The sequence below is a fragment of the Pseudomonas sp. C9D1 genome (assembly GCF_056491235.1).
This window is the reverse complement of record NZ_JBSZIE010000001.1, coordinates 1,538,934-1,558,115: the sequence shown is the minus strand read 5'-3', so window position 1 is coordinate 1,558,115 and position 19,182 is coordinate 1,538,934. Positions and strand designations below refer to the sequence as shown.

At 65.5% G+C, this 19,182-nt stretch carries 19 protein-coding genes; 14 read left to right on the top strand and 5 right to left on the bottom strand.

The genetic code is table 11. The annotated features are described in order from the left end of the window. Positions 1-93: 93 nt before the first annotated feature. Positions 94-1,008 (bottom strand): LysR family transcriptional regulator, encoded by a 915-nt coding sequence (locus tag ACXI0U_RS07210; protein ID WP_021221534.1) that lies wholly within the window; start codon positions 1,006-1,008, stop codon positions 94-96. Positions 1,009-1,114: 106 nt separating this feature from the next. Here ACXI0U_RS07210 and ACXI0U_RS07205 point away from each other — a divergent pair, with 106 nt between their 5' ends. From ACXI0U_RS07205 to ACXI0U_RS07195, 3 genes are all read left to right on the top strand, one after another. After that, a complete protein-coding gene (locus ACXI0U_RS07205) occupies positions 1,115-2,857 on the top strand; it encodes an amidohydrolase (protein ID WP_479549948.1) in 1,743 nt (580 codons plus the stop codon). A 102-nt stretch (positions 2,858-2,959) separates the two neighbouring features. After that, on the top strand, positions 2,960-3,706 hold the full coding sequence (locus ACXI0U_RS07200) for a TorF family putative porin (protein ID WP_479549947.1): 747 nt from the start codon (positions 2,960-2,962) through the stop codon (positions 3,704-3,706). A 368-nt stretch (positions 3,707-4,074) separates the two neighbouring features. Further along, positions 4,075-4,983: a DMT family transporter gene (locus ACXI0U_RS07195; protein WP_021220268.1), complete on the top strand. Its 909-nt coding sequence runs from the start codon at positions 4,075-4,077 to the stop codon at positions 4,981-4,983. Positions 4,984-5,155: 172 nt separating this feature from the next. Here the strand turns inward: ACXI0U_RS07195 and ACXI0U_RS07190 are convergent, their stop codons facing one another. Continuing rightward, complete coding sequence (locus ACXI0U_RS07190) at positions 5,156-6,241, bottom strand: polyamine ABC transporter substrate-binding protein (RefSeq protein ID WP_021220269.1); 1,086 nt, start codon at positions 6,239-6,241, stop codon at positions 5,156-5,158. Positions 6,242-6,488: 247 nt separating this feature from the next. Here ACXI0U_RS07190 and ACXI0U_RS07185 point away from each other — a divergent pair, with 247 nt between their 5' ends. Beyond that, positions 6,489-8,153, top strand: coding sequence for an MFS transporter (locus tag ACXI0U_RS07185; protein ID WP_431483965.1), 1,665 nt, complete (start codon positions 6,489-6,491; stop codon positions 8,151-8,153). Positions 8,154-8,407: 254 nt separating this feature from the next. Here ACXI0U_RS07185 and cysK read toward each other — a convergent pair whose 3' ends face one another. Next, positions 8,408-9,382 (bottom strand): cysteine synthase A, encoded by a 975-nt coding sequence (gene cysK / locus ACXI0U_RS07180; protein ID WP_350448227.1) that lies wholly within the window; start codon positions 9,380-9,382, stop codon positions 8,408-8,410. Positions 9,383-9,512: 130 nt separating this feature from the next. Here cysK and ACXI0U_RS07175 point away from each other — a divergent pair, with 130 nt between their 5' ends. The 5 genes from ACXI0U_RS07175 to ACXI0U_RS07155 all read left to right on the top strand — a co-directional run bounded on the left by ACXI0U_RS07175 (position 9,513) and on the right by ACXI0U_RS07155 (position 13,756). Further along, positions 9,513-10,592 (top strand): DUF748 domain-containing protein, encoded by a 1,080-nt coding sequence (locus tag ACXI0U_RS07175; RefSeq protein WP_431483964.1) that lies wholly within the window; start codon positions 9,513-9,515, stop codon positions 10,590-10,592. Positions 10,593-10,876: 284 nt separating this feature from the next. Next, positions 10,877-11,722: an AAA family ATPase gene (locus ACXI0U_RS07170; protein ID WP_021220273.1), complete on the top strand. Its 846-nt coding sequence runs from the start codon at positions 10,877-10,879 to the stop codon at positions 11,720-11,722. Positions 11,723-11,729: 7 nt separating this feature from the next. Continuing rightward, complete coding sequence (locus ACXI0U_RS07165) at positions 11,730-12,164, top strand: hypothetical protein (RefSeq protein WP_111263519.1); 435 nt, start codon at positions 11,730-11,732, stop codon at positions 12,162-12,164. Continuing rightward, positions 12,157-12,552, top strand: coding sequence for a GFA family protein (locus ACXI0U_RS07160; protein ID WP_479549946.1), 396 nt, complete (start codon positions 12,157-12,159; stop codon positions 12,550-12,552). Before ACXI0U_RS07165 ends, ACXI0U_RS07160 begins: the two co-directional genes overlap by 8 nt. A 25-nt stretch (positions 12,553-12,577) precedes the next feature. Further along, entirely contained in the window at positions 12,578-13,756 is a 1,179-nt protein-coding gene (locus ACXI0U_RS07155) for a vWA domain-containing protein (RefSeq protein ID WP_479549945.1), read from the top strand. A gap of 72 nt (positions 13,757-13,828) precedes the next feature. Here ACXI0U_RS07155 and ACXI0U_RS07150 read toward each other — a convergent pair whose 3' ends face one another. Then, a complete protein-coding gene (locus tag ACXI0U_RS07150; RefSeq protein ID WP_021220276.1) occupies positions 13,829-14,188 on the bottom strand; it encodes a hypothetical protein in 360 nt (119 codons plus the stop codon). Positions 14,189-14,418: 230 nt separating this feature from the next. Between ACXI0U_RS07150 and ACXI0U_RS07145 the strand changes: the two genes are divergently transcribed. The 3 genes from ACXI0U_RS07145 to ACXI0U_RS07135 all read left to right on the top strand — a co-directional run bounded on the left by ACXI0U_RS07145 (position 14,419) and on the right by ACXI0U_RS07135 (position 16,557). After that, on the top strand, positions 14,419-14,850 hold the full coding sequence (locus ACXI0U_RS07145; RefSeq protein ID WP_148304374.1) for a hypothetical protein: 432 nt from the start codon (positions 14,419-14,421) through the stop codon (positions 14,848-14,850). Between the two features lie 403 nt (positions 14,851-15,253). After that, positions 15,254-15,679, top strand: coding sequence for a BRO-N domain-containing protein (locus ACXI0U_RS07140; protein ID WP_479549944.1), 426 nt, complete (start codon positions 15,254-15,256; stop codon positions 15,677-15,679). A gap of 275 nt (positions 15,680-15,954) precedes the next feature. Next, positions 15,955-16,557: a hypothetical protein gene (locus ACXI0U_RS07135; RefSeq protein WP_479549943.1), complete on the top strand. Its 603-nt coding sequence runs from the start codon at positions 15,955-15,957 to the stop codon at positions 16,555-16,557. Between the two features lie 90 nt (positions 16,558-16,647). Here the strand turns inward: ACXI0U_RS07135 and ACXI0U_RS07130 are convergent, their stop codons facing one another. Then, the gene (locus ACXI0U_RS07130; protein ID WP_111262104.1) at positions 16,648-17,553 is read right to left on the bottom strand and encodes a LysR substrate-binding domain-containing protein; all 906 of its coding nucleotides are present in this window, start codon (positions 17,551-17,553) and stop codon (positions 16,648-16,650) included. A 156-nt stretch (positions 17,554-17,709) separates the two neighbouring features. On the opposite strand from ACXI0U_RS07130, the gene ycaC reads away from it, so the two are divergent. Together ycaC and ACXI0U_RS07120 are read left to right on the top strand one after the other, a co-directional pair. Next, positions 17,710-18,339 carry an isochorismate family cysteine hydrolase YcaC gene (gene ycaC / locus ACXI0U_RS07125; RefSeq protein ID WP_431483960.1) on the top strand — a complete coding sequence of 210 codons (630 nt, stop codon included), beginning with the start codon at positions 17,710-17,712 and terminating at the stop codon, positions 18,337-18,339. A gap of 114 nt (positions 18,340-18,453) precedes the next feature. Then, complete coding sequence (locus ACXI0U_RS07120) at positions 18,454-18,957, top strand: GNAT family N-acetyltransferase (RefSeq protein WP_431483959.1); 504 nt, start codon at positions 18,454-18,456, stop codon at positions 18,955-18,957. Positions 18,958-19,182 lie beyond the last annotated feature (225 nt).

The window sequence follows — 19,182 nt, the reverse complement described above, 5'->3', positions numbered from 1 at the left end:
TCGGAAGACGGAGCTTAGCCACAGCCCGCGCCGAAAAAAAGCTCCCGCTGCATCGGCCCCGGCCGGACCGCTTGCGACCGGCCGGTCACAGGCTCAGGCCAGGCCCCGTGCAGCGAGGAACGTCGCCAGGTAATCGATGAACGCCAGCACCTTGCCGGTGGCCCGGCGATGGCTGGGGTAGACGGCGAGGATCTGGTCACCGAAGGCGTCCGGGTCGATCTCGTGGTCGGGCAGCAGGCGCACCAGGCGGCCGTCGGCGATGTAGGGGGCCGCGCTCCACAACGGGGTGTGCAGCACGCCGACACCGGCCAGGGCATTGGCCAGCAGCAGGTCGTAGTTGTCGCTTTCCAGCCGCGGCGCGGCGGGCTGGGCCAGGCGCGTGCGCTGGCCGTCGCACTCCACCCACCAGTACTGCCGGCTCAGCGCCGGGTGGCGGTAGGCCAGCCAGTCGTGGCGCTCGAGGTCATCGAGCGTCGGCACGCCCTTGCGTGCCAGGTAGGCGGGGCTGGCGCACAGGGCCAGGCGGTTGCGCCCGACGACCCGGGCGATGAGCCCCGGCAGGTCGCTCTGCCCTTCGCGCAGGGCCAGGTCGTAGCCCGCCTCCACCAGGTCGACGAAGGCGTCGCACAGATCGACCCGCAGGCTGATCTGCGGGTAGGCGGCGAGGAAGCCGGCGCAGACGTCATCGAGAAAGGCGCGGCTGAAGGCCAGGGGCGCGGTCATCCGCAGGCTGCCCTGCAAGCCGTGCTGCAGCTGGCCGATTTCTTCGCCGACGTCGTGCAGGCGCTGCAGCAGCTGGCGCGCGGTGTCCAGGTAGAGGCGCCCCGCTTCGGTGAGGACGATGCGCCGGGTGCTGCGCTCGAACAGGCGCGCGCCCAGCTCGGCCTCCAGGTGGCTGACGGCCTTGGTCAGGGCCGAGGGAGTCTTGCCCAGTTGCTCGGCGGCACGGCTGAAGCTGCCCTGTTCGGCGGTAGCGACGAACATGGCGATGGCACCGAGCTTGTCCATGGTTTTTCCATTCAGGCAAAAGGGTTTTGCACGCTGCCGGCGTTCTGCCAGCCCCGGGGAGCCGCTAGTCTCGCTGGCAGACCGATAAAAACAAAGGGGGGAGCCCGTGAAAAACTTCGTTCCACGACTACTGGCCGCTGCGGTGGCTTTTTCCTCGATGGAAGCCATGGCCGGGGCCGATATGGTGCTGTTCAACGGCAAGGTGTTCACCGCCGACAAGGCCCGGCCCATGGTGCAGGCCATCGCCGTGGAGAACGGCAAGGTGCTGGCGGTGGGCAGCGATGCCGAGATCCAGGCCCTGGCGGACGCCTCCACCCAACGCATCGACCTGGCCGGCAAGGCGCTGATGCCGGGTCTGATCGACACCCACTCCCACGCCATCTTCGGCGGCCTGGAGATGTCCACCGCCAACATGGGCGATGAGCAGGTGAGCCTGGAGGAACTGGAAAAACGCCTGCGCGGCTGGCGCGACGACGGCACCGCGCGCCACGGCGACACCCTCAACGTGGCGGGCATGACCTCCGCCTACTGGGCCCAGGCCGACGCCATGGGCCAGCGTTTCGACCAAGGTGAGTGGGCTGAGGTGCCCATCGTCTTCGTCGGCAGCGACCACCACACCGCCTGGGCCAACGCCGCCATGCGCAAGCGCGCCGGCATCGATGCCAAGCTGGTCGCCGCCCTGCCAGAGGCCGAGCGCGGCACCATCGGCCTGGGCAAGGATGGCGAGCCCAACGGCTTCCTGGTGGACGCCGGCTGGGACCGCGTCGCCGCCGTGCTGCCGCCCATCGACCCGGCCCTGCTGCTGCGCGCCGGCGAGAACGCGGTGCGCACCAACAACAGCCTGGGCATCACCGCCTGGATGGACCCGGCCGCCAACGGCGCCCCCGGCGAACCGCTGTTCGCCCTCAAGCCCACGGAGAAGTCCGTCGGCGTGCTGCCGGTGTACAAGGCGCTGGCCGAGAAAGGCGAGCTGACCGCCCACGTCGCCGCGCTGCTGGTGGCCCACCCGAAGAGCCGCCCCGCCGACCTGGACACCCTGGAGAAGGTGCGCCAGCAGTTCCAGAGCATCGACAACCTGAGCCTGCCGGGGATCAAGATCTTCGCCGACGGCGTGCTGGAGTACCCGGCGCAGAGTGCGGCGCTGATCGACCCCTACAGCAACAGCCACAAGCAGGGCGAGCTGCTGATCGACCCGGCGCACTTCGGCGAGCTGGTCAGCGCGGCGGACGCACGCGGCTGGCTGGTGCACATCCACGCCATCGGCGACCGCGCGGTGCGCGAGGCGCTCAACGGCATCGAGCAGGCACGCAAGGACCGGCAGAGCGGCGTGGTGCATTCCATCACCCACCTGCAACTGGTCAACCCCAAGGAGTTCGCGCGCTTCAAGCCGCTCAACGTGATCGCCTCCATGCAGCTGCTGTGGGCCGCCGGTGACGACTACACGCTGGACATGGTCAAGCCCTACGTCAGTGCCTTCGCCTTCCGCTACCAGTACCCGGCCCACTCGCTGCTGCAACAGGGCGCGACCATCGCCGGCGCCAGCGACTGGCCGGTGTCCTCGCCCAACCCCTGGGCGGCCATGGCCCAGGCGGTGACCCGCGAAGGCGAGAAAGGCGTGCTCAACGCCGAGGAGCGCCTGGACCGCGAGACCATGTTCTACGCCTACACCCTCAACGCCGCCCGGACCATCGGCCAGGAGAAGAGCATCGGCTCGCTGGCCGCCGGCAAGCAGGCCGACTTCATCGTCCTCGACCGCGACGTGTTCAAGGTGGACGCCAAGGCCCTGGCCGAAACCCAGGTGCTCAAGACCTACTTCGGCGGCCGCGAGATCTACGCCCCCGCCCCATAACAACAACTGCACCACCGGTGATGCCTGGCCCCCGCTGCATGGGGGTCGGGCGGAGCCTTGCCCTTCATCTGCCCATAACAACCACAAGATCGGGAATCCACCATGAAGCGTTCCACCACCACCCTCCTCCTCGCCGGCCTCGCGCTGGCCCCGCTGCGCAGCCAGGCCGCGCTGCCGATCACCGACGACTTCGCCGTCGCGGTCGACCTCAACCTGGCCAGCGACTACCGCACCCGCGGCATCTCGCAGACCCAGGGCGACCCCGCCATCCAGGCCGGCGCCACGCTGCTGCACTCCAGTGGCCTGTACGCCGGCGCCTGGACCTCCAACGTCGACTTCGGCTTCGGCCTCAAGACCCGCCAGGAAGTGGACTACTACGCCGGCTGGTACTGGCAGGCCACGGACGATGTGAGCCTGGACCTGGGCGTGATCAAGTACGCCTACCCGAAGGAGAGCCAGTTCAACCAGAGCGAGGTGTACGCCATCCTCAGCGCCTACGGTTTCAAGGCCGCCGCCTATTACTCGGACGACGCGCCGAACATCATCGGCGAGGACCAGGACACCCTCTACACCTGGGTCGGCTACGAGACCCAGCTGCCCCTGGAGGTGGGCCTGGAGTTGCGCTACGGGCGCATGGACTTCAAGGACCCGCTGTTCTGGTCGCGCAGCGGCACCGGCAGCGAGTCGTACCGCGAGTGGGAAGCCAAGCTGACCCGCGACTTCCTCGGCGTCACCTGGGGCCTCGCCTACGTCGACACCGACCTCTCGGAAAGCCAGTGCGCCAGCAACTACGGCTTCACCGACACCTGCAGCGCGACGGTGGTGGCGAGCGTCAGCAAGTCGTTCTAAAGGCCCTGTAGGGGCGAATTCATTCGCCCAAGGCGCGCGCAGCGGGCCCGACGACAGCATGGGTTTCGCTGCTCTACCCATCCTACGAACCCGGCAGGGCGCAGGCTCCTTTGTGGGAGCGGGTTCATTCGCGAAGTGGGCCGGCGCAGTTGCGCTGGGCCCGATGACAGCATGGGTTTCGCTGCGCTCTACCCATCCTACGAGCTCGGCAGGGCGCAGGCTCTTTTGTAGCCCTGCGGACCACCCGCCCCACACAACGCCCAGCCCAGACACCTTGCCAAACTGTGCCGCCGATTTGATCGCAAGTTGTCGATTGCACCGCTACCGGGGCGGCGTAAGCTGTGCCGCTCCTGCCTCGGAGCCACTCAATGAAACCCGCCGACCTCGTCCGCCTGCTGAGCCTCGCCGCCATCTGGGGCGCCAGCTTCCTGTTCATGCGCGTGCTGGTGCCGGTAATCGGCGCACTGCCGACGGCCTTCTTCCGCGTGGCCATTTCGGCCATCGGCCTGGTGGCGATCCTGGCGCTGCTGCGGGTGACCTGGGACTTCCGCGGCAAGCTGGGCAAGATCCTGCTGATAGGCGTGGTCAGCTCGGGCATTCCCGCCGCCATGTACGCGCTCGCCGCCGAGGTGCTGCCGGCGGGCTACTCGGCCATCTTCAACGCCACCACGCCATTGATGGGCGTGCTGATCGGCGGGTTGTTCTTCGGCGAGAAGCTGACCCTGCCCAAGGCCGCCGGCGTGCTGCTGGGCCTGGCCGGCGTGGCGGTGCTGACCGGTGCCGGCCCGGTGGCCTTCGACGCCGACCTGCTGCGCGGTGCCCTGGCCTGCCTGATGGCGACCACCTGCTACGGCTTCGCCGGCTTCTTCACCAAGCGCTGGATCAACGATGCCGGTGGCCTGGACAGCGGCCTCTCGGCCTTCGGTGCCCAGGCCGGTGCGACGCTGTGCCTGCTGCCGATCTTCCTCGCCAGCAGCCACGCCATGCCCCTGGCGCCCCTGGCCGAGCCCGGCATCTGGCTGGCCCTGGCCGGGCTGGGGCTGCTGTGCACCTCGTTCGCCTACGTCATCTACTTCCGCCTGATCGCCAACGTCGGCCCGGTGAAGACCATGACGGTGACCTTCCTCATCCCGCTGTTCGGGGTGTTCTGGGGCGCACTGCTGCTGGACGAGTCGCTGTCCTGGGCGCACCTGCAGGGCGGCGTGCTGATCGCCCTGGCGCTGTGGCTGGTGCTGCGCCCGACGGTGGCGGCGGTGAAGGTGGAGCAGGCGTCTTAGGTGAGTGGGGCCCGACGCGGGTTGCACCCGCCCTACGCGTTGCCACCCCTGTAGGTCGGGTGAAACCCGACGCTGCGGTGTTGACTGATCGCGGATGAATCCGCTCCCACAAGAACAATGCCCACCAGAAAAACGCCCCGGCAAGCCGGGGCGTTTTCGTTTCAGCGTTGGATCATTTGCCGGTCTTGACGGTATTCCAGGTGCGGGTGCGCACGCGGTCGATCTTCTGCGGCATGGATTCCAGGGCGAACAGCTTGGCCATGACGTCGGCCGGCGGGTAGATCGCCGGGTCGGCCTTGATGTCGGCTTCCACCAGGGGTTCGGCGGCGTTGTTGCCGTTGGCGTAGTGCACGTAGTTGCTCACACCAGCGATCACTTCGGGGCGCAGCAGGTAGTTCATGAAGGCATAGCCGGCCTTCTCGTCGGGGGCGTCCACCGGCATGGCGACCATGTCGAACCACATCGGCGAGCCTTCCTTGGGCGTGGAGTATTTGATCTCGACGCCGTTGCCGGCCTCCTTGGCGCGGGTGGCGGCCTGGAGGATGTCGCCGGAGAAGCCGACGGCCACGCAGATTTCGCCGTTGGCCAGGTCACCCACGTATTTGGACGAGTGGAAGTAGCGCACGTAGGGGCGGACCTTGAGCAGCGCGGCCTGGGCGGTCTTGTAGTCTTCCGGCTTCTTGGTGTGGTGCGGCAGGCCCAGGTAGTTGAGGGTGATGGGCAGCAGCTCGGGGCCGTTGTCGAGGATGGCGACCCCGCACTTGGCGAGCTTCTCCATGTTCTCGGGCTTGAAGATCAGGTCCCAGGAATCCAGCGGGGCGTTGTCGCCGAGCACTTCCTTGACCTTGGCCGGGTTGTAGCCGATGCCGGTGCTGCCCCAGAGGTAGGGGAAGCCGTGCTCGTTGCCCGGGTCGTTGACTTCCAGGGCCTTGAGCAGCGCCGGGTTGAGGTTCTTCCAGTTGGGCAGCTGGCTCTTGTCGAGCTTCTTCAGCGCGCCGGCCTCGATCTGCTTGGCCATGTAGTGGTTGGACGGGACGACGATGTCGTAGCCGGATTTGCCGGTCATCAGCTTGCCGTCGAGGGTTTCGTTGCTGTCGTAGACGTCGTAGGTCGCCTGGATCCCGGTCTCCTTGCTGAACGTGGCGACGGTGTCCGGCGCGATGTAGTCGGTCCAGTTGTAGATCTTCACCGTTTCGGCGGCCTGTGCGGCACCGGACACGGCGAGGGTCAGGAGCAGAGGCGCGAAGGAACTTCTCATTGTCTTTGTTTCCTGGCTGCGGATTGGAGTCGGGGCTCGGCAAGCGTAGTCGATACTGCCGTTGCGCCAGCTTTACCCCGGTGGCCAGGCGAGACAATTGCACAAAAGTCCCAGCGGACCCGCGAGGAAGAATGCCACTGGCGAAAACCGCCGATCCGGCCTTTGTCCGCCGGGACGCTGACTACACTTGCGCGGTAACCAGGGACCGGCGCCCATGGCCCGGTCCGGCCTCGCAAGGAACCACCCCATGCTCCAGTCCGTATCGCCGAAGAACGACCTGCCGCGCACACCCGAATCCGAGGAAGCCCCCAAGAGCGGCCTGTTCAGCCCCTTCACCATCACCGCGTTCCGCATCATCTGGATCGCCAACCTGTTCGCCAACCTGGGTACCTGGGCGCAATCGGTGGCCGCCGCCTGGGTGGTGACCGAGGCCCACGCCAGCCCGCCGACGGTGGCGATGATCCAGGTCGCCGCCGCGTTGCCGCTGGTGCTGCTGTCGATCATGTCCGGCGTGCTGGCCGACAACCACGACCGGCGCAAGATCATGATGGCGGGCCTGGCCTTCGAGATGAGCGGGGCGACCTTCCTCACCGCCATGGCCTTCTTCGGCTACCTGGACCCGCTGCTGCTGATCGTCTCCATCCTGTGGATCTCCATCGGGGGCTCCATCACCATCCCGGCCTGGCAGGCGGCGGTGAACGAGCAGGTGCCGGCGAAGATGGTGGGCGATGCGGTGCTGCTCAACAGCGTCAACTACAACGTCGCCCGTGCCGCCGGCCCGGCCATCGGCGGGCTGATGCTCAGCGCGGTGGGGCCGGCCTGGGTCTTCCTGTTCAACTGCCTGTGCTACCTGGGGCTGATCTGGGCCATCTGGCGCTGGCGCCGCGTTCTGCCGGCGCGCAGCCTGCCGCCGGAGCGGCTGATGGAGGGCGTGGTCGCCGCGCTGCGCTTCACCCAGTACTCCAGCGTCACCCGCCTGGTGATGCTGCGCTCCTTCTCCTTCGGCATCTCCGCCTCCGCCGTGTGGGCGTTGCTGCCGCTGCTGGCGCACCGCAACCCGGACGGCGACGCGGCGGTGTACGGCTACATGCTCGGCGCCTTGGGCGTGGGGGCCATCCTCGGCAGCCTGGGGGTGAACCTGGCGCGACGGCGCATCGGCACCAGCCGCCTGATCAGCTTCGGCGGCCTGCTGCTGGGCCTAGTGCTGCTGGCGCTGGGCTCGCTGGACAGCCTGTGGGTGATCTTCCCGGCGCTGATACTGGGCGGCGGTTGCTGGATCGCCGCGGTAGCCAGCTACAACTCGGCGGTGCAGATACTGGTGCCGGACTGGGTCAAGGCGCGCGCCCTGGCGCTGTACCAGACGGCGCTCTACGGCGGCCTGGCGCTGGGCTCGTTCCTCTGGGGCCACCTGGCGGAAACCATGGGAGTGAAGGGCGCGCTGTTCGCCGCCGGCTGCCTGATGATCGCCTGCGCCTTCCTGCTCTATCAGTCACGCCTGCCGGAACTGGACGCCACCAGCATCGCCCACGCGGTGACCACCCTGCCCGGCCAGCCGACCTTCGTCTTCAACCCCGGCCGCGGCTCGGTGCTGGTGACCATCGAATACCGCATCCCGGTGGAGCGCACCCGCGACTTCGTCCGCGCCATGCAGATACTCCGCCGCCTGCGCCTGCGCAACGGTGCCGACCGCTGGGCGCTGTACCGCGACACCAGCGACCAGGAGAACTGGCAGGAAATCCTCCTGGTGGACAACTGGCTGCAGCACCTGCGCATGCTCGACCGGCTGACCATCGCCGACAAGGCGATCATCGACAATGTGACCATGCTCCACGAAGGCGAGGAGCCGCCACGGGTGAGGCACGGGGTCAGTTATGAGTCGGGGAGTTATGAAGCGAAGGCAGCTGGAAGCTAGAAGCGGGAAGCTGGAAGGGAGACGCGCCTTGTAGGATGGCGTAGAGCGAAGCGAAACCCATGCTGCTGGGGATCGCTCCGCGCTCCCAGGCGAATGAATTCGCCCCTACGCGGGTTGCACCCGCCCTACCGGTTCAGGTCGTGCGATGGCGGTAGGTCGGGTGGAACCCGGCGCATCGGTGCCGGGATTTCGCGAATGAATTCGCTCCCACGAGGGCGCATGCCCCCAGCGAGCCGGGGGCATGCCGATAGACCTTACTGCTGCAATTCCTGCTCGGTGAACAGGCCGTCGAAGAGCATGGTGGAGAGGTAGCGCTCGCCGGAGTCGGGGAGGATGACGACGATAGTCTTGCCCTGCATCTCCGGCTTCTCGGCCAGGCGCACGGCAACGGCCATGGCGGCGCCGCCGGAGATGCCGCAGAGGATGCCTTCCTCGCGCATCAGGCGCAGGGCCATGGTCTTGGATTCGTCGTCGGTGGTGAGTTCGACGCGGTCGACGATGGAGAGGTCGAGGTTCTTCGGCACGAAGCCGGCGCCGATGCCCTGGATCTTGTGCGGGCTGGGCTTGACCTCTTCGCCGGCCAGGGTCTGGCTGATCACCGGCGAAGTGGCCGGTTCCACGGCCACCGAGAGGATCGGCTTATTGCACTGCTGCTTGATGTAGCGCGATACACCGGTGATGGTGCCGCCGGTGCCGACGCCGGCCACCAGCACGTCCACCGCGCCGTCGGTGTCGTTCCAGATTTCCGGGCCGGTGGTCTTTTCATGGATGGCCGGGTTGGCCGGGTTCTCGAACTGTTGCAGCAGCAGGTATTGCTCGGGGTTGCCGGCGGCGATCTCGGTGGCCTTCTCGATGGCGCCCTTCATGCCCTTGGCCGGCTCGGTGAGCACCAGCTCGGCGCCCAGGGCCTTGAGCACCTTGCGGCGCTCCAGACTCATGGAGGACGGCATGGTGAGGATCAGCTTGTAGCCACGGGCGGCGGCGACGAAGGCCAGGCCGATGCCGGTGTTGCCGGAGGTGGGCTCGACCAGGGTCATGCCCGGACGCAGGCGGCCTTGTTCTTCGGCGTCCCAGATCATGTTCGCGCCGATGCGGCACTTCACCGAATAGGCCGGGTTGCGCCCCTCGACCTTGGCGAGGATGGTCACGCCCTTGGGGCCGAGCCGGTTGATCATCACCAGCGGGGTGTTGCCGATGGCCTTGGAGTTGTCTGCGTAGATGCGGGTCATGGTCCTGTCCTTAGAGGTAGCGGGCAGATGAAAGGCGAACAGCCTATGCCCGTGTGCCGGTGCAGTCCAGCCGAACTCATTGCAGTGGGCGGCAGTCCATGAAAGAGAATCGCCCCCGGCGGATGCCCCCATGAAAAGACGCTACAGCCTGCCCCTCCGGGCGCTCCTCACCCTCATCCTGCTGCTGGTGGTGGCGCACTTCGCGCTGCCCTGGCTGATCCGTGACTACCTCAACGGCAAGCTCGCCGACATGGGCGAGTACCGCGGCCATATCGCCGATGTCGACCTGGCCTGGTGGCGCGGCGCCTATCGCATCAACGGCCTGTCCATCGTCAAGGCCGACGGCGCGATCCCGGTGCCGCTGCTGGACGCCCCGGGCATCGACCTGGCGGTGAGCTGGCACTCGCTCTGGTACGACCACAGCGTGGTGGCGCGGGTGATCTTCGAGGCGCCGGAGGTGAACTTCGTCGACGGCGGCAAGAACAGGCAGGACTCGCAGACCGGTGCCGGCACCGACTGGCGCGACCAGTTGAACAAGCTGCTGCCCATCACCCTCGACGAGGTGCGCGTGGTCAACGGCCGCATCGCCTTCCACAACTTCAGCTCGACGCCCAAGGTGGACATCGATGCCAGCGAGGTGAACGCCAGCCTCTACAACCTGACCAACGTCGCCGACGACAGCGGCGAGCGCGTGGCGCGCTTCGAGGGCCGCGCGCAGCTGCTCGGCCACGCGCCGCTGGAGGTGGAGGCGCGCTTCGACCCGTTCAAGAACTTCGAGGATTTCGAGCTGCGCCTGCGCGCCCGCGACGTCGACCTGCCCCGGCTCAACGACTTCTCCCGCGCCTACGGCCGCTTCGACTTCAAGGCCGGCAGCGGCGACCTGGTGATCGAGGCCCGTGCCGATAACGCCCAGCTCAGCGGCTACATCAAGCCGCTGCTGCGCAACGTCGACGTGTTCGACTGGGAGCAGGACGTGGAGAACGACGACAAGGGCTTCCTCCGCTCCCTGTGGGAGGCCCTGGTCGGCGGCGGCGAGACGGTGCTGAAGAACCAGCAGCGCGACCAGTTCGCCACCCGCGTGGAACTCAGCGGCAACGTGCATCGCCAGGACATCAGCGCCTTCCAGGCCTTCCTGTCGATCCTGCGCAACGCCTTCATCGAAGCCTTCACCACCCGCTTCGAACGACCGCCGCCGGAGAAGAACGACTGAGGGCGACAGCCGGGCGAGCCCCGGCGCCCCTCCCAGGGGGCGCATGGCTGTTGCCGAAGGTGACAGCCGCCCGCCTGCCAGGCCCGTGCTTGAGCCACCGCCCATCGCAGGTCGGGGTACGCGCCGGGCCGGGAGTGTCTAGGCTGGAAGGAGAGTGACCGCCCATTCAGTGACTGAATGCCCCGTCTGCGTTCACAGTGCGCCGGGCCGCGCGTTATAGTCGGCCTTTCCGTAAATACTGAAGGCCCCGGCCGAGCCGGGCGTTACCGTTCGAGGATTCCCTGATGAAGTTCGAAGGCACCCAGTCCTACGTCGCCACCGACGACCTCAAGCTTGCGGTCAACGCCGCCATCACCCTGCAACGCCCACTGCTGGTCAAGGGCGAGCCGGGCACCGGCAAGACCATGCTCGCCGAGCAACTGGCCGAGTCCTTCGGTGCCCGCCTGATCACCTGGCACATCAAGTCCACCACCAAGGCGCACCAGGGCCTGTACGAGTACGACGCGGTGAGCCGCCTGCGTGATTCGCAGCTGAACTCCGAGAAGGTCCAGGACGTTCGCAACTACATCAAGAAAGGCAAGCTGTGGGAGGCGTTCGAGTCCGAAGAGCGCGTGATCCTGCTGATCGACGAGATCGACAAGGCCGACATCGAGTTCCCCAACGACCTGCTGCAAGAACTCGACAAGATGGAGTTCTACGTTTACGAGACCGACGAGACCATCAAGGCCAAGCAGCGCCCGATCATCATCATCACCTCCAACAACGAGAAGGAACTGCCGGACGCCTTCCTGCGCCGCTGCTTCTTCCACTACATCGCCTTCCCGGATCGCGAGACCCTGCAGAAGATCGTCGATGTGCACTACCCCAACATCAAGAAGGACCTGGTGGCCGAGGCGCTGGACGTGTTCTTCGACGTACGCAAGGTGCCGGGCCTGAAGAAGAAGCCCTCCACCAGCGAGCTGGTCGACTGGCTGAAGCTGCTGATGGCCGACAACATCGGCGAAGCCGTACTGCGCGAGCGTGACCCCACCAAGGCTATCCCGCCCCTGGCCGGCGCCCTGGTGAAGAACGAGCAGGACGTGCAGCTGCTGGAACGCCTGGCGTTCATGAGCCGCCGCGCCAGCCGCTGAGGCTGCGATGGACATCGAGCGGATCAGACGCAAGCGCCAGAAGAACGTTCAGGAGCAGTCTCTGCTCCGGCGTGAAGGCCTGCGACTGACCGCCGAGTACTACCGCAACCAGCCAGACGAATTGCCTCGCGTGCTCCTGCACCACCCGCAGGCACTGGGGATCGACTGGAGCCGCACCATCATGGTCGACCTGCATATAGAGCAATACGGCGGTCATTCAGTCAGCGGCCTGCTGCTGACCCAAGACTGCCGGTTCATTGAGTTCGACCTCGATACCAACGAGGACTACTCCAAGCTGGATGCCAAAGGCCGCAACCTTTGGCATGACGTGACAGAGCAGACCTCGACCTCCCGCCATAACCGCGGGACGGGTGTCAGCGACGGTGCCTGGGCCCTGGAAGTCCAACGCCAGCTCAACGGAGAGGCCAGCGACAATGCATAACGGCAGCTGCCTGTGCGGCGCGGTGAAGTACCAGATCGACGCCCCCATCGAATCCGCCACCCATTGCCATTGCAGCCAGTGCCGCAAGGGCCACGGTGCCGCGTTCGCCAGCTACGGCAACGTGCGCTGGAGCGACTTCCGCTGGACCGCGGGCGAAGACTTCGTGACCCACTATCACTCCAGCCCCGGCGTCACCCGCAGCTTCTGCCGGCAGTGCGGCGCCACCCTGCAGTGGTACAGCGACAACGCCCACCCGAACTGGGTGTCGATCGCCCTGGGCACGCTGGATTCGCCCCTGGGCGAGATCCCGCAGAAACACATCTACCCCGAATCCAAGGCCGACTGGTACGCCATAGCCGACGGCCTGCCCCAGGAACCCCGTTCCTGAGGCCAACCAGCAAGAGGGCGCAGCCATGCTGCTCAACCTGTTCAACGAAATGCGCGCGGCCAAGGTGCCGGTCTCCGTCCGCGAGCTGCTGGACCTGATCAACGCGCTGAAGCACAACGTGGTGTTCGCCGACATGGACGAGTTCTACTTCCTGTCGCGCACCATTCTGGTCAAGGACGAACGCCATTTCGACAAGTTCGACCGGGCCTTCGGCGCCTACTTCAAGGGCCTGGAGAACCTCAACCAGCACATCGAGGCACTGATCCCCGATGAATGGCTGCGCAAGGAATTCGAGCGCATGCTGACCGACGAGGAGCGCGCGCAGATCCAGTCCCTCGGCGGCCTGGACAAGCTCATCGAAGAGTTCAAAAAGCGCCTGGAAGAGCAGAAGGAACGCCACGCCGGCGGCAACAAGTGGATCGGCACCGGCGGCACCAGCCCCTTCGGCTCCGGCGGCTTCAACCCCGAGGGCATCCGCGTCGGCGACGCCGGCAAGCGCCAGGGCAAGGCCGCCAAGGTGTGGGACCAGCGCGAGTACAAGAACCTCGACGACCAGGTGGAACTGGGCACCCGCAACATCAAGGTCGCCCTGCGCCGCCTGCGCAAGTTCGCCCGCCAGGGCGCCCAGGACGAACTCGACCTGGACGGCACCATCGACCACACCGCCCGCGACGCCGGCCTGCTCAACATCCAGATGCGCCCCGAGCGCCGCAACAGCGTGAAGCTCCTGCTGCTGCTGGATATCGGCGGCTCCATGGACGCCCACGTGAAGGTCTGCGAAGAACTCTTCTCCGCCTGCAAGACCGAGTTCAAGCACCTGGAGTACTTCTACTTCCACAACTGCGTGTACGAATCGGTGTGGAAGAACAACCTGCGCCGCACCTCCGAACGCACCTCCACCCTGGACCTGCTGCACAAGTACGGCCCGGACTACAAGGTGGTGTTCGTCGGCGACGCCGCCATGGCCCCCTACGAAATCACCCAGGCCGGCGGCAGCGTCGAGCACTGGAACGAGGAGCCGGGCTACGTGTGGATCAAGCGCTTCATGGAGAAGTACAAGAAGCTCATCTGGATCAACCCCTACCCCAAGGACACCTGGAACTACACCGCCTCGACCAACATCGTGCGCGAGCTGATCGAGGACCAGATGTACCCGCTGACATTGAGCGGGCTGGAAGACGGGATGAAGTTCCTGTCGAAGTGACAAGAAAAACGGGCCCGGAAGGGCCCGTTTCATTTCCTGGGTGCTCAGCTCCCGGCAGCCCTTCGGGGCCGCTTATTTTGGGTTCGGCCCTTCCTCGTAGATCACCTCGATCTCGCCGACGATATTGTCGTTGAGGGCCTCGAGATCCTCGGCCGGAATCCACCATTCGGTATGGCGGCTGCCGCCGACCTGCTCGATCCGATACTTCTCGACGAACTCGCGCCGCACCCTGAAGCGGGTCACGTAACCCTTCTTGAAGTCCGTGACGTTCCACTTGTTGATCTCGATGGCGTAGGCCTCGTTGGTCACCGGGTAGAAGATCGGCTGCCCCGGCAGCCTGGGCGGCCAGCGCTTGAACCCGCTGGCGGCAACCAGGGCAAGCTCCTTCTCGCCGCAGGGGCGGTACATGGTTATCAGATCGTCCGTAGTCACTACTGTTGCTCCTTGAAAGACATATCGCCACTGAGGCTTGGCTATTTAAAGTCTTGCCTTCAAGAAACACACCTTCATTTTGGCTGGTTACATCGGCTTCACCCTAAACTCCAACGCAGCCACAGCCAGCTCCCACTTCCCAATGGCGCTCGCCACTACTATTTTTTGTTTTGCGCTGCCAAATTGCACCACTCGCATAGCGCAAAATCCATAGCAAGGAGCTATTAACCATGAGTTACTTATTTCAAGACGGAATTGAGGCAGCACTCCGAGTCGAATCCATGAGAGGAAATGCGTCCTATCTAAAGAGTCAATGTGAGCAAATGACGCAAAAATTGATAAATGACTCACCTCGCCATATCAACATTCATGATGACCTTAGCTATGCGGAAAGCCTGATCTTTTCAATGGGAAATCAGTTCAAACCCTCCGGAGTAGCGCAGGGCGAATGGGCAGGCGACTACGTATCAGAGTGGCGGATGGTTAGTGGGAACGCTGGAGTTATTCGTGGAATGGTTTCAAACGAACTATATAGGGCCTATCAAATCGGACTGGATATTCGCTCCAACCGAGTTGTGGGCAAGATGTTCAAACTTGCAGTCATGGTCTGGTCAACGATAGGAGATTATTCCAGCCCCACTCAGAATGAAGGGCGCCGCTAGCTAAGCTCACTCCTATAGAGACTTTAAGCGACCTGAAGCAACTTGAAACGGAGGGCTTTGGCTTGGTTTACTTAGAGAGGTCTTACGCTTAAGCCTCCGAAGAACCTATTGCCCACCTCATCCCCGCTCTCGATCCTCCCCCCTCCACGGTCAATCCCGTGGCCGGGTTTGGCGGCCCGGGAGTTAGTAAGCGCGATGGCGCCGAGGTGCTTGCGAGAACGGCGAATGTTCTTGCAGGCCCCCGCACGCATGCAGTCATGCACTGCTCTGCGTTATGGCAGATCGCGCGGGGAGACCTCCGGGTCTGCCGGTTCCTACTAGCCGGTTCGCCAACCCCGCGTGGTCTGCCACCCTCGTTTGGCGACGTGGGTGGCAGCTCTTCCGACCCAGTAGGAGCTCCGCCATGCACGACGCATCCACCCCCATCGTTTTCCAACGCCACAACCACCAGCTGCGCACCGTGATGATCGACAACCAGCCCTGGTTCGTCGCCCACGATTTCGCTCGCCTGATCGGCGCTCTGCGTCCCTACCGCATGACCCGCCTGGTGGACCCGCACCAGCGCCGTTTCGTGGTACTGCGCCACGCCAGCGGTGGCAGCGAGGAGGTACTGGCCATCAGCGAGGCCGGCGCCTATCGGCTGCTGTACCGCTTCGATCACCCGGAACACAGATGCATCAGCCAATGGCTTAGCGAGGCGGTGGTGCCAACGCTATATGACCGCCACCGCAACCCCGAAGCGGCCCCCCGGCGGGCCGCCATGAGCTGGGCCAATCAGCGGATTGGCATTCTGAAATGGCAGGGGGATATCTGGATCGCCCGGCCCTGAGTGATGAGCCAAGCTGGAGGCACGTGCCTTTCGGCGATTGGTGATACAGGCCGGATACCTGTAGGGGCCAATTCATTCGCCCAGGGAGCGCGGAGCGATTCCCCCTTGCAGCATGGGTTTCGCTGCGCTCTACCCATCCTACGAGCTAGCCAAGACGGCATAGCCCGACCACCGGCTCGCACAAACGCGCACTGGTTTCACAATGCCTTCAAGGCGTTCGGCTAAGGTGCGTGCCATCCGCCCCACGGGGCTTAGCCAGCACACCGGAGGACAGCATGGACACCATCCGCGACGGTATCGATGCCTATAACCAGACCTACCTCGAGATCAATGGGGAAGACGACGAGCTCTTTACCGAAGGCCCTGCGTCGGAGGAGGAAATCGAACAGCTGACCACCCTCACCGGCCCGCTGCCGGCGGAGCTGCAAGGCTTCTACCGCACCCTCGGCGCGTTGAAGAACCAGACCGAATCCGACTCCCACTGCTTCTGGATTCCGGCCCCCGCCGAGCTGGCGGACTGGCTGCAGGAGCAGGACGGCTCGGCCGGGATCATCGACGTGATCCGCGCCCATTGGGGCGGTGATCGCCCGCAGTTCGACGCGGGCCGCCACTTCAGCGCGGAGGAGATCGCGGCGCTGAATGAGCGCTTCATCGGCTACGGCTGGTACAGGGTGGCGGACATCCTCGAAGGCGCCTATTTCCTGTTCTTCGACCGCGAGGGCCGCTTCGGCAGCCTCTACTACCACCAGGACGATTTCGCCGGCGCCAAGCAGGCGCTGAAGGAGATGCTGCGCGACGGCATCCCGGGCCAGCCGCTGGTGCAACTGCTGGGCGAGGCCCTGGAGGAAGTGCGCGCCAGCATGGAGGAGTTCGGCTGACGCCGGCTCCCCTCCCCGCTTCAGTCCCAGATGGGCGTTGGGTGGGCCGGGCGGCGCTCCGCTTCAGCCAACCGCCCCCCCCTGCGCCACTCAGGCCATGTCGCTGCCGGCGAACTCTTCGCCGAGGAAGTCGATCAGCGAGCGCACCGAGGGCAACAGCCCGCGCCGCGACGGGAAGATGGCGTGGACGATGCCGCACTTGGGCGAGAAGCCCGGCAGCATTTCCACCAGCGTGCCGTTGGCCAGGTCCTCGCGTACCGCTACCCGTGGCAGGTGGGCGATGCCGACCCCGCCCAGCACGCCGTTGCGCAGCGCCATCAGGTCGTCGGTGACCATGCGCGGGCGATGCGGGATGGTCAGCCGCGCCCCATCCGGGCCGAACAGTTCCCATTGGTAGTCCCGCTGCGCGCCGCCCCAGTGCAGGCTCGGCAGGCGGCCCAGTTCCTCCGGGGCGAAGCCTGCCGGCAACCGGGTGAGGAAGTCCGGCCGGCCCACCAGGCACTGGGTGCTGTCGGCGAGCACCTTCATCACCATGTCGGTGTTTTCCAGCGGCGGGAAGCGCACCCGCAGGGCGATGTCGAAGCCCTCGTGGAGCAGGTCCACCCGGCGGTTGGTGCTCTCGATGAAGAGCTCAACCAGCGGGTACTTGAGCATGTAGCGGGTGAGCATCGGCCCGACCCAGGAGTTGAGCAACGTGGTCGGGCAGGCGATGCGCACCAGGCCGCGCGGCTCGCAGCGGTTGCGCTCGATCACCTCCGCCGCCCCTTCCGCCTCCACGCGCATGGCCACGCAGCGCTGGTAGTACTCCTGGCCGATTTCGGTGAGCGAGCAGTGCCGGCTGGTACGGTGGATGAGGCGTACGCCGAGGCGCTCCTCGAGCTGGGCGATGCGTCGGCTGAGCTTGGACTTGGGCATGTCCAGCGCGCGGCCGGCGGGGGCGAAGCCGCCGTGCTCCACCACCTGGGTGAAGTAGTAGAGGGTGTTCAGGTCTTCCACACTCGTTCTCCATATAGAACGCTAGAGGCAATTTTCGCAGTCTAGCGGATCAAGGGTGCCAAATTTAATCTTTCCTCCATGCAGTCAGCCACTGCAGCGAAGCAGAGAACACCCGCGCCGAACCGGCACCCATTATCGAAAAGCGAGGAACGCACCATGACCCACTTCACCTACAACCGTCTCGATAAAGACAACGCCGTCGTCCTGCTGGTCGACCACCAGGCTGGCCTGCTGTCCCTGGTCCGCGACATCGAGCCGGACAAGTTCAAGAACAACGTCCTGGCCCTGGCCGACCTCGCCAAGTTCTTCAAGCTGCCGACCATCCTCACCACCAGCTTCGAAACCGGCCCCAACGGCCCGCTGGTACCGGAACTGAAGGCGCTGTTCCCGGACGCGCCCTACATCGCCCGCCCGGGCCAGATCAACGCCTGGGACAACGAGGACTTCGTCAAGGCGATCAAGGCCACCGGCAAGAAGCAGCTGATCATCGCCGGCGTGGTGACCGAGGTCTGCGTGGCCTTCCCGGCCCTCTCTGCCCTGGAGGAAGGCTTCGAAGTGTTCGTGGTGACCGACGCCTCCGGCACCTTCAACGAGATGACCCGCAACGCGGCGTGGAACCGTATGAGCCAGGCCGGTGCGCAGCTGATGAACTGGTTCGGCGTGGCCTGCGAACTGCACCGCGACTGGCGCAACGATGTGGAAGGCCTGGCCGCCCTGTGCTCCAACCACATCCCGGACTACCGCAACCTGATGACCAGCTACGCGGCGCTGACCGGCAACAAGTAACGGAGCGGGCGCAAACCTGAAACGAAAACGGGAGCCTCGATGGGGCTCCCGTTTGCGCATGGCCACGGCGCCTTGGGTAGAATGCCGCGCCCTCTTCCATCACGAACCCCGACCATGAGCGACGTCACCCTCGAACTGCTGCAGACCGGCCCCGAACAGGCCGAGCTGATCCGCAACCTGTACCAGTTCTACTCCTATGAGTCCTCGGATTGGGAGGAGGAAGACGTGGAGGCGGACGGGCGCTTCTACATCCACGAGGAGCACCTGGCGCGCTACTGGCAGGAACCGCAATGGAGCGCCAACCTGGTGCTGGTGGATGGCTTCATCGCCGGCTTCCTGCTGATCGAGCGCAGCGAGCTGCCGGGCATGGATGCGCTGGAACTGGCGGACCTGTTCATCCTCAAGCGCTACCGCCGCCAGGGCATCGGCCGCCTGCTGGCGACCCAGGTGCTGATGGACGGCAGCACCGACTGGCTGGTGCGCTTCTACCGCGACGACGAAGCCGCCCAGGCCTTCTGGCACACGGTGATGGAGGGTCTGCCGAAGCCGGTGCGCACCCTCGACCCGGGCGACGACCCGCAGTTGCTCACCTACCTGGTGACCCGGGCGCTGCATTGAGGCCTGCCTTCCCGGGCTGAAGCCCGGGCTACGGGGTGCCCTGGGTTGGCAACGCGATTCGGCTCGGCATCGCTGGTGGATGAAAAGAGCGTCATCCACCCTACACATCGATCAGCTCCGTAGGGCGGGTGAAACCCGCGTGGCTCATGCATCGACGATGTCGGGTTGCACCCGACCTACCTGCTACACCCGGATAATCGTCGTGTTGCGAAATGATGGGTTTCG

Bases quoted from the DNA above. Each gene is read 5' to 3' on its own strand.
- ACXI0U_RS07210 (WP_021221534.1), bottom strand. From the start codon at position 1,008: ATGGACAAGCTCGGTGCCATCGCCATGTTCGTCGCTACCGCCGAACAG.
- ACXI0U_RS07200 (WP_479549947.1), top strand. From the start codon at position 2,960: ATGAAGCGTTCCACCACCACCCTCCTCCTCGCCGGCCTCGCGCTGGCC.
- ACXI0U_RS07195 (WP_021220268.1), top strand. From the start codon at position 4,075: ATGAAACCCGCCGACCTCGTCCGCCTGCTGAGCCTCGCCGCCATCTGG.
- ACXI0U_RS07190 (WP_021220269.1), bottom strand. From the start codon at position 6,241: ATGAGAAGTTCCTTCGCGCCTCTGCTCCTGACCCTCGCCGTGTCCGGT.
- ACXI0U_RS07185 (WP_431483965.1), top strand. From the start codon at position 6,489: ATGCTCCAGTCCGTATCGCCGAAGAACGACCTGCCGCGCACACCCGAA.
- cysK (WP_350448227.1), bottom strand. From the start codon at position 9,382: ATGACCCGCATCTACGCAGACAACTCCAAGGCCATCGGCAACACCCCG.
- ACXI0U_RS07175 (WP_431483964.1), top strand. From the start codon at position 9,513: ATGAAAAGACGCTACAGCCTGCCCCTCCGGGCGCTCCTCACCCTCATC.
- ACXI0U_RS07170 (WP_021220273.1), top strand. From the start codon at position 10,877: ATGAAGTTCGAAGGCACCCAGTCCTACGTCGCCACCGACGACCTCAAG.
- ACXI0U_RS07165 (WP_111263519.1), top strand. From the start codon at position 11,730: ATGGACATCGAGCGGATCAGACGCAAGCGCCAGAAGAACGTTCAGGAG.
- ACXI0U_RS07160 (WP_479549946.1), top strand. From the start codon at position 12,157: ATGCATAACGGCAGCTGCCTGTGCGGCGCGGTGAAGTACCAGATCGAC.
- ACXI0U_RS07155 (WP_479549945.1), top strand. From the start codon at position 12,578: ATGCTGCTCAACCTGTTCAACGAAATGCGCGCGGCCAAGGTGCCGGTC.
- ACXI0U_RS07145 (WP_148304374.1), top strand. From the start codon at position 14,419: ATGAGTTACTTATTTCAAGACGGAATTGAGGCAGCACTCCGAGTCGAA.
- ACXI0U_RS07140 (WP_479549944.1), top strand. From the start codon at position 15,254: ATGCACGACGCATCCACCCCCATCGTTTTCCAACGCCACAACCACCAG.
- ACXI0U_RS07135 (WP_479549943.1), top strand. From the start codon at position 15,955: ATGGACACCATCCGCGACGGTATCGATGCCTATAACCAGACCTACCTC.
- ycaC (WP_431483960.1), top strand. From the start codon at position 17,710: ATGACCCACTTCACCTACAACCGTCTCGATAAAGACAACGCCGTCGTC.
- ACXI0U_RS07120 (WP_431483959.1), top strand. From the start codon at position 18,454: ATGAGCGACGTCACCCTCGAACTGCTGCAGACCGGCCCCGAACAGGCC.